Here is a 13,714-nt window from a genome sequence, read left to right on the forward strand (position 1 = left end):
CGCAGGCGACCCTGCCGCAGTGCCGTCAGGGTCTGATCACCGGGCGCGCGGCGGCCCCCTGGCGGCCCAGTTCGCGTGACACCAGACCGGTCAGGTCCTGCAAGCTGTAGGGTTTGCCCAGAAAAACCGAGTCCGGAACATCGGCGCTGCCCTGCGGCAGATGCTCTTCGGCATAGCCCGAGATGAAGATGGCCGGGACATCGGGGCGCTCTTTCCGAGCCTGCTGCACCCAGGAGGGGCCATCCATCCCGGGCATGACCACATCGCTGACAAACAGGTCCACATGCAGGTCAGGATCCTCGAGGATGCGCAGGGCCGCCTCGCCACAATCGGCCTCGATCACCGAATGGCCGCGCATCTGCAGGGCACGGGCCGTGAAGGCGCGAACGGGGGCTTCATCCTCCACCAGCAGGATGGCGCCGATGGTCGCGGGCTCGGGCGGCTGCTGGCCGGGCCGCGGGGCATCCGGATCAGGGTGTGCTGCGACCAACACGCCGGTGTCCGGTGCAGGGTCAGCGGCGTCTGTCGCGGGGTCATGGACCGCGAAATAGAGCGTGAAACTGGTGCCCTTTCCCAGCTCGCTGTCGACAAAGATGAATCCGCCGGTCTGCTTGACGATTCCATAGACGGTGGACAGGCCCAGTCCCGTGCCCTTGCCCGGCGACTTGGTGGTGAAGAACGGCTCGAACACCTTGGAAAGATGTTCGGGGGCAATCCCGGTGCCTTCGTCCTGGACGATGATCTGGGCATAGGTCCCGGCGGGCACCCTGGCCTTGTCGCGCAACAGATCCCTGTCAAGCGTCACCATGCGCGATTCGATCCGGATCTCGCCGCCCATGGGCATGGCATCGCGGGCATTGACCGACAGGTTCATCAGCACCTGTTCGACCTGCCGCCGGTCGGCGCGGATATGGCCCATGTCCACGCCATGAACAAGCGTCAGCGTCACCCGCTCTCCCAGCAGCCGGTTGAGCAGATGCGCCAGTTCACACAGGGTCTCTTCGACGTCCAGAACCTCGGGCTCCATCCGCGTCTTGCGCGAGAAGGCCAGCAACTGCCGGACCAGCCCCGCGGCGCGGTTGGCATTCTGCTGGATCTGGATCAGGTCCGGGTAATCCGGATCAAAGCGGTCATGGCGCAGCAGCAGAAGGTCGCAATACCCCAGGATCGCCGTCAGCAGGTTGTTGAAATCATGCGCCACGCCCCCTGCCAGCTGCCCCACGGCGTGCATTTTCTGGCTTTGACTGAAACGGTCTTCAAGCTCCTTGAAGTCGGTGGCATCGGACAGGACCATCAGCAGCCTGTCCGCATCCTCGCGGCCCAGGCGACGCAGGGTCACCTGCAGGAAGGTCGAATCGCCCGAGCGTGGTGCCCGCAGGATCTCGGAACGGTTCGGCGCCTTGCCTGCGCGCATGTCCGCCAGCCAGTCGCCAAGCGGACGCCCGGGCCCTTCCAGCACCCGGGTCAGGTCCAGGGCTTCGTCCCTGGCCAGCCCCAGCAGGCGCCGTCCCTCGGTGTTGATCCGGGTCACCTGATCCGCTTCGTCCAGCAGGGCCAGCCCCACGGGCAGGCCATCGAAGCCCGGCACGCTCTGTGTAGACCCTGCATCCTGCGGCCTGTTGTCCTTTGGGTCCTGCTGCCCCGCCCCCGGTTCCGGGCCGCGCAGCGGCGTGGTCTCGGTGGGCTGCGCACCCTGCACGCGCCACAGGACAAGGCCCGAGGCGGCCTCGGCCAGGTCGAACAGAAGTTGCCCGGTGCCGGTGTCGATCTGCAGGTCAACCCGGCCCAGGGCGCTGACCTGATCATGCAGCCTGCCCGCCCGTTCGGCCGGAGCCACGATCCAGGGGCGCAGGATGGCAGCGCAGGGATCGCCGGACGCCACGCCCAGCCGGGCGGCGGCGGCAGGATTGGCCCACACCACCTGGCCCAGGCGCGGATCCGCCAGAAGGCAGGCGCAGGGATCGCGGGACAGGACCGCCGCCATGGCCCGCACCGCCCGATCACGCCGCGCCGCCCGGACCGCGTGCTGGACCGACAGCCCCGCCCCGACCAGCAGCACCGTGCTGCCCGCCGCCAGCAGCACCAGCCCCGCCAGCGGCACCACCGGCAGCAGGCCCAGGCCCGTCAGCATGGCAGCCAGAGCGACCAGACCGAACCAGAGACCGGGCCATGCGCGCAACAAGGCCCCGGACCGGGGTGCCGGATGATCGCTCATGCGGGTTTCCGTTGTGGCAAGCATGGCATGCACGGGCGCGTTCCCTCCTGTCGGCACATCTGGCAGCGTTCTCCTTCTGTCCATAAGGCAACATGGTGAACCGAAGGTTAACGCCGGAGCGCCACCGAAGCGACCCGCTATCACGCTACCGCGTCAGGTTTTTCGCCTGCAAGTTGCAAGAGAGAACCCGTCGCCGCCGTCCAGAGGGGTCAAGCGCAGCGTGGATTGCACCGTGAAATCCGGGCTCCGATCCAGGAACTGCCTGATGCTGCTCTCATTTTCGGCGTCCAGCAGGGAACAGGTGGCATAGGCCAGCCATCCGCCGGGCGCGACCAGGGGCGCGGCCTGCGCCAACACCTCTGCCTGGGTCTGCGTCAGCCGGTCCAGCCCGGCGCGCGTCAGGGTCCATTTGCCCCAGGGGTCCCGGCGCCAGCTTCCGGACCCGGAACAGGGTGCGTCCACCAGCACCAGATCAAAGGCGCCCGCCGGGTGTGCGACCCGCTCCACCCGCACGCCGGCGCGCTGCGCCCGGGCGGGGATGTCCTGCATCCGGGCGGGGGCGATGTCATGGGCGTGGACCTGCGCGCCCAGCGCGGCCATGGCCAGCGCCTTGCCGCCTCCACCGGCGCAGAAATCCAGCGCCGTCAGCCCGTCAAGCGGCGGCAGCGCCTCAACCACAGCCTGCGAGGCGGCGTCCTGCAACTCCACCAACCCGGCGCCAAAGGCCCGCGACTGGCGGACCCGGCGGGCGTTGCGGGTGACCTCGATCGCGGTGGCGGCCAGCGGATGCGGACGGGCGCCGATATCCTCGGCCGCCAGTGCGGCCAGGGCGCCATCGCGGTCAGTGCGTGCCAGGTTGGCGCGCAGGAACACCGGCGCGCGATGGCGCAGCGCCGCCATCACCGGGGCGAAATCCGCACCCAGCGCGGCGCGCAGATCGGGCATCAGCCAGTCAGGGCAATCCAGCGCCTCGGCCTCGGACAGGTCCGGATCCGCGGCCAGATGCGCGTTTTCGGCCGCGGTCAGGGGCGCGGGGGCATGGCGGGCGCCATCGAAGAGCGAAAGATCGCCCCCCCGCCCGCGCAGCAGACCCAGCACCAGCGCGCGCCCGCTGTCCCCGCCCCCCAGCGCCGCACAGGACCGCCAGCGCCGCAGCACGTCATAGACATGGTCGCGCACCGCGGCCCTGTCCTTTGATCCGGCAAACCGGCTGGCGCGCGCCCAGTTGGTCAGCGCGACCTCGGGGGCCGCACCCGCCTGCACCCGGTCCAGGACCTCGATCGCCGCTTGCAGCCGCGCGCCCGGGGTCATGCCCGGTCCGGCGGGATGGAATAGGTCAGCCCCGCCCGCGCCACCGGCGGCGCCATCCCGTCCGAATACAGCAGCGCATCCCCCACCGCCAGCACGCGCCCCAGCTTGTGCAGCCGCGCGTCGGCGATGACATCCACCCCGGACGCCGGCTTGCGCATGAAATCGATGGAGCAGTTGGTCGTCACCGCCAGCCCCTTCGGCCCGACCATGGCCAGCACCGCCAGATAGATCGCCACATCCGCCAGCGCGAACATGGCCGGGCCGGACACGGTGCCGCCGGGGCGCAGGTGGCGCTCATGCGCCAGCAGCCGCACGCGCACGCGCATGGGGGCCACCTCCTCGATCATGAAGTCATCGTTGACCTGCTGAAACTCCCTGCGCAGGAAATCGCTCAGCGCCGCGCGGTCCATTTTCAGTTCCATGCCCTTCCCCTCGGCTGTCTGCGCGCATAGGTTTCCCTCAAACGGGGATGGAGGACAAGATGAGCGACGATCTGGTGCAATGTGACGTCACGGCCGGGGTCGCCGTGCTGACCCTGAACCGGCCCGCGGCGCTGAATGCGCTGTCGGATGCCCTGATGGCGGCGCTCAAGGCGCGGCTGGAGGCGCTGGCCACGGACCCCGAAGCGCGGGTCATCATCCTGCGCGGCGCCGGCAAGGCCTTCTGTGCGGGCCATGACCTGAAGGAAATGCAGGCCGGGCGCGCGGCCGAGGACAAGGGCGCAGCCTATTTCGCCGACCTTTTTTCCCGCTGCTCTGAAATCATGCAGCTGATCCCCACCCTGCCGCAGCCGGTCATCGCGCAGGTCCATGGCATCGCCACCGCCGCCGGATGCCAGCTGGTCGCCAGCTGTGACATGGCCGTGGCATCCGAAGAAACGCGCTTCGGGGTCAATGGCGTGAACATAGGGCTGTTCTGCTCCACGCCGATGGTGGCGCTGTCGCGCAACATCCCGCGCAAACAGGCGTTCGAGCTGCTGACCACCGGCGCCTTCATTAACGCCGGGCGCGCCGCCGAACTGGGGCTGGTCAACCGCGTGGTCGCCCCCGAGGCGCTGGAGGCCGAAACCCGCGCCCTGGCCGACACGGTCGCCGCCAAGCTGGGCGCCGCCGTGCGCATCGGCAAACGCGCCTTCTACGACCAGATCGACATGACCCTGCCCGAGGCCTACGCCCATACCGGCGCGGTCATGGTCGAAAACATGCTGCTGCGCGACACCGATGAAGGCATCAGCGCCTTCATCGAAAAACGCAAACCCGACTGGGCCGCTGAATAGACGCAACAGGAGGATACCATGGCCGCCACACCCCCCGTCTGTGATTTCGGCTGGAAGGCGCCGGGTTTCACCCTGCCCGCCACCGATGGCCAGAGCTACAGCTTCAACCAGATCGCCGGGCCAAAGGGCACGCTGGTCATGTTCATCTGCAACCACTGCCCCTATGTGCTGGCGGTGCTGGACCGGATCCTGCGCGATGCGCGCGACCTGCAACCGCTTGGCATCGGCGTGGCGGCCATCTGCTCCAATGACGCCACAACCCACCCCGCCGACAGCTTCCCTGAAATGCAGCGGATGGCCCGCGACCACGCCTTCCCCTTCCCCTATCTGCATGACGAAAGCCAGGCGGTGGCGCAGGCCTGGGGCGCCGCCTGCACGCCGGATTTCTTCGGCTTCAACGCCGCTGGCGCGCTGCACTACCGCGGCCGGCTGGACGCCTCGGGCAGTCGCCCCGCCGCCCCCGATGCCCGGCGCGAGCTCTTCGACGCCATGGCCCGGATCGCCGAAACCGGCGCAGGCCCGCGCGAACAGACCCCGTCCATGGGCTGTTCGATCAAATGGCGCGCCGCCTGACCCCCTCGCGCAGCCGCAGCGCGGGCCTGCCCGCGCTGCCCGGCCCAACCGAAGGTGGCGGATTTCCAATCCGCCGCCTTTGGGCGGGAGCCCCCCGCTTGCAAAACTCTGGCAAGATTCGGCAATTAAACACCCGTTCAAATCAGGCCCCGCATGGGCCGTTGCCGGAGGAGACGCGCATGGATTTCGCCCTGAGCGAGGAACAACAGGCCATATTCGACATGGCCCATGCCGTGGGCCAGGCCGAAATCGCCCCCCACGCCCGCGCATGGGAGGCCGAAGGCACCATCCCGCGCGACCTCTGGCCCAAACTGGCCGAGCTTGGCTTCGGCGGCCTCTATGTCTCCGAGGATTCGGGCGGCACGGGCCTCACCCGCCTTGACGCGACCCTGGTGTTCGAGGCCCTGTCCATGGCCTGCCCCTCGGTCGCCTCCTTCCTGTCGATCCACAACATGTGCGCCGCCATGCTGGACAAATTCGCCAGCGAGGACCTCAAGGCCCGCATCCTCACCCCCGCCATCGGGCTGGAGACGGTGCTCAGCTACTGCCTGACCGAACCCGGCGCAGGCTCGGATGCCGCGTCCCTGCGCACCAGGGCCGCCCGCACGAACGAGGGCTACACCCTCACCGGCACCAAGGCCTTCATCTCGGGCGGGGGCTATTCGGATGCCTATGTGGTCATGGCCCGCACCGGCGAGCCCGGGCCAAAGGGCATCTCGGCGCTGCTGGTGGAAACCGGCGCGCCGGGGCTCAGCTTCGGGGGGCTTGAAGACAAGATGGGCTGGCGCTCCCAGCCCACCCGGCAGGTGCAGTTCGACGATTGCCCGGTCCCCGCCGCCAACCTGATCGGCGACGAAGGCGCGGGCTTTCGCTACGCCATGAACGGGCTTGATGGCGGGCGGCTCAACATCGCCGCCTGTAGCCTCGGCGGCGCGCAGGCGGCGCTGGATGCGACCATCGCCTACATGGGCGAGCGGCGTGCTTTCGGCAAACGGCTGGACGAGTTCCAGGCGCTGCAATTCCGCCTTGCCGACCTGGAGATCGAACTGCAATCCGCCCGCACCTTCCTGCGCCAGGCGGCGTGGAAACTGGACACCGGCGCCCCCGATGCCACCCGCTTCTGCGCCATGGCCAAGAAGCTGGTCACCGAAACCGGCAGCCGCGTGGCCGATCAATGCCTGCAACTCCACGGCGGATACGGCTATCTGGCCGATTACGGGATCGAAAAGATCGTGCGCGACCTGCGCGTGCACCAGATCCTTGAAGGCACGAACGAGATCATGCGCCTGATCACCGCGCGCGCACTTCTGGCCGAGAGGGGCTGAATGGAACCGGAACTGCTTGTCCGCACCGAGGGCCGCGCCGGGCGGCTAACCCTGAACCGCCCCAAGGCGCTGAACGCCCTGACCCATGCGCAATGTCTGGAAACGACCGAGGCCCTGACCCGCTGGCGCGATGACCCATCGGTGGCGCTGGTGATCCTGGACGCCACCGGGGACCGCGCCTTCTGCGCCGGCGGCGATATCGCCTATATGTATGAACAGGGCCGCGCGGGAAATTTCGACGCAGGCCGCGCCTTCTGGCGCGATGAATACCGCATGAACGCACTTCTGGCGGATTATCCGAAACCTGTGGTCAGCTTCCTGCACGGCTTCGTCATGGGCGGCGGCGTGGGCTATGGCTGCCATGTCGCGCATCGTGTGGTGGCCGAGGATACGCAGATTTCCATGCCGGAATGCGGCATCGGGCTGATCCCGGATGTGGGCGGCACGCTGCTTCTGGCCCGCGCGCCCGGGCGCCTGGGGCTGCATCTGGGGCTGACGGGCGCGCGTATGGGGCCGGGCGATGCGGTTCACATGGGCTTTGCCGACCATTTCATCCCCCGCGCCGACTGGCCCGACCTCATGGCGCAGCTCTGCCAGACGGGCGATGCATCGCTGCTTGCCACAGCCGCGCAACCCGCACCCGAAAGCCCGCTGGCGGAAGCCGCAGACACGCTGAACGCCGCCTATGGTGCCACAGGCGAAGGCGGGGCGCAGGTGGCGGCAATCATGGCCCGGCTGGCCGAGACACCCGGCGACACCGCCGCCGCGGCACTCAAGGCGCTGAAACGCAACAGCCCGCTCAGCCTGGCCTGCACGGCGGCAATGATCGGCGCGCAGGACGGCGCCGATATCCGCGCCGCCCTGCGCGCCGAATTTCGCTGGGTCTGGCGCAGCATGGACCGGGGCGATTTTCTGGAAGGGATCCGCGCCGCAATCATAGACAAGGACCGCAGCCCGCGCTGGCGCCATGACGGCATCGACGCCGTCACCGCCGCCGAGGTCGCTGAAATGCTGGCGCCGCTGGGCGCGGATGACCTGACATTCGAGGAGGAGGAGCAGGCATGAAGATCGGATTCATCGGACTGGGCAACATGGGCGGCCCCATGGCCGCCAATCTGGCCCGCGCAGGCCACGCGGTGACAGGCTTTGACCTGGCCGCCCCCATGCCCGAGGGCGTCACCCCTGCCGACAGCGCCGAAGCCGCGGCCGAGGGCGCCGAGGTGGTGATCACAATGCTGCCCAATGGCGATATCCTGCGCAAGGTGGCCGCACAGGTGATCCCGGCCATGCCCCCCGGCGCGGTGCTGTGTGATTGCTCCACCGTCGATGTGGAAAGCACCCGCGCGGTGGCGCATCAGGCTGAAGCCGCAGGAGTGGGCGCGCTGGACGCGCCGGTGTCCGGCGGCGTGGGCGGGGCGGCGGCCGGCACGCTGACCTTCATGGTCGGCGGGTCGGATGACGCCTTTGCCACGGTGCAGCCGCTGTTCGAGATCATGGGCCAGAAAGCCGTGCATTGCGGCGCCCCCGGCGCGGGCCAGGCCGCCAAGATCTGCAACAACATGATCCTGGGCGTGACCATGATCGCCACCTGCGAGGCTTTTGCCCTGGCCGACAAGCTGGGCCTGGACCGCCAGAAGATGTTCGATGTGGTCAGCACCTCCTCGGGCTACAGCTGGAGCATGAACGCCTATTGCCCGGCCCCCGGGGTTGGTCCGCAATCGCCCGCCGACAACGGCTACACACCCGGTTTCGCGGCCGAGCTGATGCTCAAGGACCTGCGCCTGAGCCAGATAGCCGCCGAGGCCGCCGACGCCGACACCCCCATGGGCGCCCGCGCCACCGAGCTTTACACCCAATTCGTCGAGGCCGAGGATGGCAACGGGCGCGATTTCTCGGCCATGCTGCCCCGGTTCGAAGGGCGCGGACGGGGCTGACCGGGCCGTCGCGCGCGGCATCCCGTCGCGCGCGCCACGCCGCGCTTCGCTCTTGCCATTCGCGCGCAGGCAGGGTTTCGTCGGGGGATGCTGCGTGTTCTGGATTATCCTCCGATCTGGTTGCTGGCCGCCCTGGCGCTGGCTTGGGCCAGCACGTTTGTCTGGGCGGCTCCGGGGGCGATGATGGTGGCGGCGGGCTGGGCGCTGGTGGCGCTGGCCGCGGCGCTGATGGCCATCGCCGCAGGCCGCTTCCTGCGCCATCGCACCACCATCGTGCCCCATCGCGTCCCCGATGCGCTGATCACCGACGGCATCTTTGCCCTCAGCCGCAATCCGATCTATCTGGCCGATGTGATCCTGCTGGCCGGGTTCATCCTGATCTGGGGCGCGCATCTGGGCTGGCCGCTGGTTCCCGCGCTGGCCTGGGTGCTGCAACGCCGCTTCATCCTGCCCGAAGAGGCCCGGCTGCGCGCCGCCTTCGGCCCGCAGGCCGAGGCCTATTTCAACCGCACCGGACGCTGGGTGCACCTGCCGCAGGGAGGCCGCAATGCGATATGAGGTCAAGCGGATCAATCTGGCACTGCAGGGTGGCGGCGCGCATGGGGCGTTCACCTGGGGTGTCCTGGACCGGCTGCTGCAGGAACGTGATATCGAGATCGCGGGCGTTTCGGGCACCTCGGCCGGGGCGCTGAATGCGGCGGCGCTGAAGGCCGGGCTGGTCTCGGGCGGCCCCGAGGAAGCCCGCCGCGTGCTGGACCGCATCTGGCACCAGGTCGGCGCGGTGCGTGACATGCGCATGACCGGGTGGTTCGCGAGCTTCCTGCCGCCGGTGGGGGCGCTCAATTCCCTGGCCGAAACCTTCATGCCGCTCAACCCCATGGAGGTTGCCACCCGGCTGGTCAGCCCCTATGCCTATGGCCCGCTCTACCGCAACCCGCTGGAGGGTGTGGTCCGCAGCCTGCGCTTCGATCAGGTCTGCGCCCATGAGGGCCCGGCCCTGTTCATCGCCGCCACCAATGTCCGCACCGGCAAGATCCGGGTGTTCGAGCATGAGGAAATCTCATCCGAGGCGATCCTGGCCTCGGCCTGCCTGCCCACAGTGTTTCAGGCGGTGGAATTCGAAGACCCGAAGACCGGGCAAGTCGAGGCCTTCTGGGATGGCGGCTATACCGGAAACCCGGCGCTGTTCCCGCTCTTCGACCCTGAGTTGCCCCGGGATATCGTGATCGTCAACATCAACCCGCTGTTGCGCGACATGGTCCCGCAGACGCCGCAGAACATACAGAACCGCGTCAACGAGATCAGCTTCAACTCCTCGCTTCTGCGGGAGTTACGCGCCATCGGCTTCGTCAAGCGGCTGATCGGCGAGGGGCGGATCCCCGAAGGCGCCATGAAGGACGTGCTGGTGCATATGGTCAGCGATGACAACCTGATGAACTCATTGTCGGTCACCAGCAAGCTGGCGCCGACCCCGTATCTGCTGCATGAGCTGAAAGAGGCGGGGCGACGCGCCTGCGGGGGCTTTCTGGAACAGCACAAGGGCGCGCTGAACACCGAGGCGACGGTAGATCTCGCCGCGCTCTTCAACTGAGCCCTGCGCCCAATAACACACCGGAGCACCCTGCGCCCGGCACGCCTCCCACCCACCCACCCCGGCGCGCCGGGCGCAGGGTGCGCGCCAATCGATCGATGCTCCAATGCATAACCGCGCGAACTGCGCGGAGGGCGCATCGGATTTGCAAGCGTCCTCACATGCCCAGATGTGGGAGGCATACACGGACGCAAACACCGTTTTTGGCCTGACTTTTCCTTGATGTCGGAGAGCGTCCAGACGTCGCAACAATCTCCCTGTCCAGTGCGCTCGCGCGCTGGGCAGCGCCCCCGAGGCGCGCGGGCGGGTGGGTGGGGCGCGGCTCGGGGGCGCTTGCAACATCTGCAAGAAATGAAGCGACCGGCGCATCGGGGCGCGGTCGACAACCGCGCCTCCGGTTGCGGCGCAGCAGTTCACGCAATAACGAATTGCTCCAATAAGAGAAGGCGCCCACGAGCGGGGCGCCTTCTCGCAAACCAAATCCTGGAACCTGTGGCTCAGTCTTCGTCCAGCGCCTCTACAGCCTTCTGCAGCGCGTCCTTGTCGATCTCCTTCTCGGTCACGCTCACCTGTTCGACCACGTGATCGACAACCTTGTCCTCGAAGATCGGCGCGCGCAGTTGTTGCTGCATCTGCGGGTTCTGCTGGATAAACTCGAAGAACTGGCGCTCCTGACCGGGATACTGGCGGGCCTGCTGGATGACCGCCTGGGTCATTTCCTGATCGCTCACCTCGATCTCGGCCTTCGAGCCGATCTCGGCCAGCAGCAGGCCCAGCTTCACCCGGCGCTCGGCCAGTTTCACATGTTCCTCGGTGGGTTCGATCTCGCCATGGCTGTGATCGTTGGGATCGGTATCCTTGTTCTCGTCATGCCAGAGCTGGTGCGCGATCTGCTTGGCCTCGGCCTCCACCAGCGAGGGCGGCAGGTCGAAGGTCACGGTTTCATCCAGTTGATCCAGCAGGCCGCGCTTCATCACCGCGCGGGCGGCCTGGGCGTATTCGGCCTCCAGCCGCTCACGGATCTGGCCCTTCAGCGTGTCCAGATCCTCCACCCCGAAGCGCGTGGCCAGTTCGTCATCGATCTTCGCTTCGGCGGGGGCCTTCACGGCCTTGATGGTGCAGTCGAACACGGCTTCCTTGCCGGCCAGATGCTCGGCGCCGTAATCGTCGGGGAAGGACACCGTGACGGCCTTCTCCTCCCCGGCGCTGGCGCCGACCAGCTGCTCCTCGAAGCCCGGGATGAACTGGCCCGATCCCAGCACGAGGGCGAAATCCTCGGCCGCGCCGCCCTCGAACGGCTCGCCGTCGATCTTGCCGACGAAATCGAGGGTCAGCTGGTCGCCATCTTCGGCGGCGCCGTCCTTGTCCTCGAAGCTCTGGGCGGATTTGGCCAGGTTCTCCAGCGCCTCATCGACGGCGACGTCATCGGCCTTGACCACCAGCTTTTCCAGGGTAATCCCGCTCAGGTCCGGCAGCTCGATCTGCGGCAGGGCCTCGTAGTTCAGGGCCACCACCACGTCATCGCCTTCGGACCAGTCCTCGTTGGTCATGGTCACATCGGGGCGCATGGCGGGGCGGTCGCCGCTGTCCTCGAAATGCTTGTTCATGGCGCCGTCGACGGCTTCCTGCATGGCCTCGCCCAGCAGACGCTTGCCGAACTGGCGCTTCAGGAGCGGCATGGGCACCTTGCCCTTGCGAAAGCCCTTCATCTCGATCTCGGGCTGCGCTTCGGACAGTTTCTCATCCACCTTGGCATCCAGCTCGGCGGCGGTGACGGTGATCGTATACCCGCGCTTGAGGCCTTCGTTCAGGGTCTCGGTGACCTGCATTCTGTTGTTTCCCTTCGCTTCGATCTGGTGCGGGTGGAGGGACTTGAACCCCCACGCCTTGCGGCGCCAGAACCTAAATCTGGTGCGTCTGCCAATTTCGCCACACCCGCAATACCTGTGCCGGGCCTCCGCGCGCGGGGACCCGAAATTTCGCGCCTTCTAGCAAATGGCCAAGTCGGATGCGAGAGGAAAAGCGCACCAGCCGCCACGCGTGCTGCCCCCCGGGGTCATGGCCAGACCCATGGCCGCAAACCGCCATGATTTCGTCATGTTTCCACGCCATCGTTTACCTGTTGGAAACAGTCCCAGTGCAATAGTCCCGGAACGAGTGAGGTTTGTCATGCCGGTTCAAAGCATCTCCCTGCCCCGCCCCCTGCCCGCCGAAGCACCCTGCGCCAAAGCGGGGCGCAGGACCGGTTTCGCACCGGGAACGCTGGTCCGCACACTTGCCGGAGATCGACCGATCGACTCACTGCTGGCCGGGGACACGCTGATCGATGCCACGGGCCGGATTACAGTGCTGCGCGGCCGCCAGATGCAGCGGTTGGCACGCGCCGAACTGGTGCGCATTGCGCCGGGCGCTCTGGACCCGGCGGCCCGGCTGGACCGGGACCTTCTGGTCGGCGCGCAGCAGGAGATCCTGCATGAAGACTGGCGCACCCGCCTGCTGGCCGATGGACCCGCCGCGGTTGCGGCCTGGCGGTTGGTCGATGATGCGCTGATCACCCGCGAATCGCGGCGCGATGCGGTGCTCTGGTCCCTGGTTCTGGATCGCCCGGCGGTGTTGCGCGTCAACGGTCTGCGCGTGGCCGTTGCAACCACACAGGCGACATCCGGCGCCTCCCCTGCACCACGGCAGATGGCAGCCTGACGGCTCTGCAGCTTTTGCGGGCGCAACGGACCCGTGTCAGCGCACACCACCGCAGAGCAGCCCCCGGCACCTGCAATCGCCCCTCGGGCCAGAGCGCGCATATGCAGGGCGGGGCGTCCTGCTCGTACCGCTCTGGCCTGATCCGCCGCTATCCGCCTAAATTCCCGGGCAATCCTGCACGGGATGCACACCGCCTCAGCCGCGCCCATCCCGCAATGTCACGCAAGGTCAACCGGCCCGGGGACGCTGCGTCGCTATTTACGTTCACGTCAACTTCCTCTTGTATGCGATGCACGGCGCGACCACCTTCAGGACAGAAGGACCGCATCAGATGCCGAGGGGATCATGGACGAAGATCAATGGACAATCCGCCAGATGTGCGCTGCGTTCGATGTGACGCCACGCACCCTGCGCTTCTATGAAGCCAAGGAACTGCTGTTCCCGGAACGCAGGGGCCAGCACAGGCTGTTCACCCGCAAGGACCGCGCCCGGCTGAAACTTATCCTGCGCGGAAAGCGCTTTGGCTTCAGCCTGGAACAGATCCGGCAACTGCTGGAAATGTATGACCGCGATGACAGCGAATTGCGGCAATTGCGCAAGACCTATGCCATCGCCATGGACCGTCTGGCCGACATGGAACGCCAGCGTGATGAACTGAACGAGGCCATCGCCGACCTGCGCCTTGAACTGGCCTGGGGCGAAGGCGTCCTGAAGCGCGCCGGCATTGACCTTGACCGCGATTCCCTGACCCGCGCCCCCCGTGGCGGCGACAGCGCCCGTCACGGGACG

Annotated in this window: 12 protein-coding genes, 1 tRNA gene and 1 pseudogene; 9 read left to right on the forward strand and 5 right to left on the reverse strand. The window is 67.6% G+C overall.

Translation table 11 applies throughout. From position 1 onward, the window contains the following. Window positions 1-25: 25 nt before the first annotated feature. The 3 genes from HUK65_RS00600 to HUK65_RS00610 all read right to left on the reverse strand — a co-directional run bounded on the left by HUK65_RS00600 (window position 26) and on the right by HUK65_RS00610 (window position 3,948). Window positions 26-2,215, reverse strand: a complete 2,190-nt coding sequence (locus HUK65_RS00600; RefSeq protein ID WP_235441675.1) for an ATP-binding protein — start codon at window positions 2,213-2,215, stop codon at window positions 26-28. Window positions 2,216-2,368: 153 nt separating this feature from the next. Continuing rightward, complete coding sequence (locus HUK65_RS00605) at window positions 2,369-3,526, reverse strand: RsmB/NOP family class I SAM-dependent RNA methyltransferase (protein WP_179904177.1); 1,158 nt, start codon at window positions 3,524-3,526, stop codon at window positions 2,369-2,371. Continuing rightward, complete coding sequence (locus HUK65_RS00610) at window positions 3,523-3,948, reverse strand: PaaI family thioesterase (RefSeq protein ID WP_179904178.1); 426 nt, start codon at window positions 3,946-3,948, stop codon at window positions 3,523-3,525. Before HUK65_RS00610 ends, HUK65_RS00605 begins: the two co-directional genes overlap by 4 nt. Window positions 3,949-4,007: 59 nt before the next feature. Here HUK65_RS00610 and HUK65_RS00615 point away from each other — a divergent pair, with 59 nt between their 5' ends. The 7 genes from HUK65_RS00615 (at window position 4,008) to HUK65_RS00645 (ending at window position 10,225) form a co-directional block, all read left to right on the forward strand. Further along, on the forward strand, window positions 4,008-4,802 hold the full coding sequence (locus HUK65_RS00615) for an enoyl-CoA hydratase (RefSeq protein WP_179904179.1): 795 nt from the start codon (window positions 4,008-4,010) through the stop codon (window positions 4,800-4,802). A gap of 18 nt (window positions 4,803-4,820) precedes the next feature. Then, window positions 4,821-5,375 (forward strand): thioredoxin family protein, encoded by a 555-nt coding sequence (locus HUK65_RS00620; RefSeq protein WP_179904180.1) that lies wholly within the window; start codon window positions 4,821-4,823, stop codon window positions 5,373-5,375. Between the two features lie 179 nt (window positions 5,376-5,554). Next, window positions 5,555-6,700, forward strand: a complete 1,146-nt coding sequence (locus HUK65_RS00625; RefSeq protein WP_179904181.1) for an acyl-CoA dehydrogenase family protein — start codon at window positions 5,555-5,557, stop codon at window positions 6,698-6,700. Next, a complete protein-coding gene (locus HUK65_RS00630) occupies window positions 6,701-7,765 on the forward strand; it encodes an enoyl-CoA hydratase/isomerase family protein (RefSeq protein ID WP_179904182.1) in 1,065 nt (354 codons plus the stop codon). Next, window positions 7,762-8,634, forward strand: a complete 873-nt coding sequence (mmsB, locus tag HUK65_RS00635) for a 3-hydroxyisobutyrate dehydrogenase (protein ID WP_179904183.1) — start codon at window positions 7,762-7,764, stop codon at window positions 8,632-8,634. The genes HUK65_RS00630 and mmsB overlap by 4 nt, the downstream gene beginning before the upstream one ends. A gap of 87 nt (window positions 8,635-8,721) precedes the next feature. Continuing rightward, the gene (locus tag HUK65_RS00640) at window positions 8,722-9,192 is read left to right on the forward strand and encodes a methyltransferase family protein (RefSeq protein WP_179904184.1); all 471 of its coding nucleotides are present in this window, start codon (window positions 8,722-8,724) and stop codon (window positions 9,190-9,192) included. After that, complete coding sequence (locus HUK65_RS00645) at window positions 9,182-10,225, forward strand: patatin-like phospholipase family protein (protein ID WP_179904185.1); 1,044 nt, start codon at window positions 9,182-9,184, stop codon at window positions 10,223-10,225. Before HUK65_RS00640 ends, HUK65_RS00645 begins: the two co-directional genes overlap by 11 nt. Window positions 10,226-10,722: 497 nt before the next feature. Here the strand turns inward: HUK65_RS00645 and tig are convergent, their stop codons facing one another. Continuing rightward, window positions 10,723-12,054, reverse strand: a complete 1,332-nt coding sequence (gene tig / locus HUK65_RS00650; RefSeq protein WP_179904186.1) for a trigger factor — start codon at window positions 12,052-12,054, stop codon at window positions 10,723-10,725. Between the two features lie 25 nt (window positions 12,055-12,079). Then, window positions 12,080-12,164: transfer RNA gene (locus HUK65_RS00655), tRNA-Leu, on the reverse strand. 230 nt (window positions 12,165-12,394) lie between these two features. Here HUK65_RS00655 and HUK65_RS00660 point away from each other — a divergent pair. Both HUK65_RS00660 and HUK65_RS00665 read left to right on the forward strand, forming a co-directional pair. Beyond that, window positions 12,395-12,925 carry a Hint domain-containing protein gene (locus HUK65_RS00660; protein ID WP_179904187.1) on the forward strand — a complete coding sequence of 177 codons (531 nt, stop codon included), beginning with the start codon at window positions 12,395-12,397 and terminating at the stop codon, window positions 12,923-12,925. A 345-nt stretch (window positions 12,926-13,270) separates the two neighbouring features. After that, window positions 13,271-13,636, forward strand: a pseudogene (locus tag HUK65_RS00665) (MerR family transcriptional regulator); the annotation flags it as partial. Window positions 13,637-13,714 lie beyond the last annotated feature (78 nt).

The sequence above is a fragment of the Rhabdonatronobacter sediminivivens genome (genome assembly GCF_013415485.1).
Taxonomy (GTDB): domain Bacteria; phylum Pseudomonadota; class Alphaproteobacteria; order Rhodobacterales; family Rhodobacteraceae; genus Rhabdonatronobacter; species Rhabdonatronobacter sediminivivens.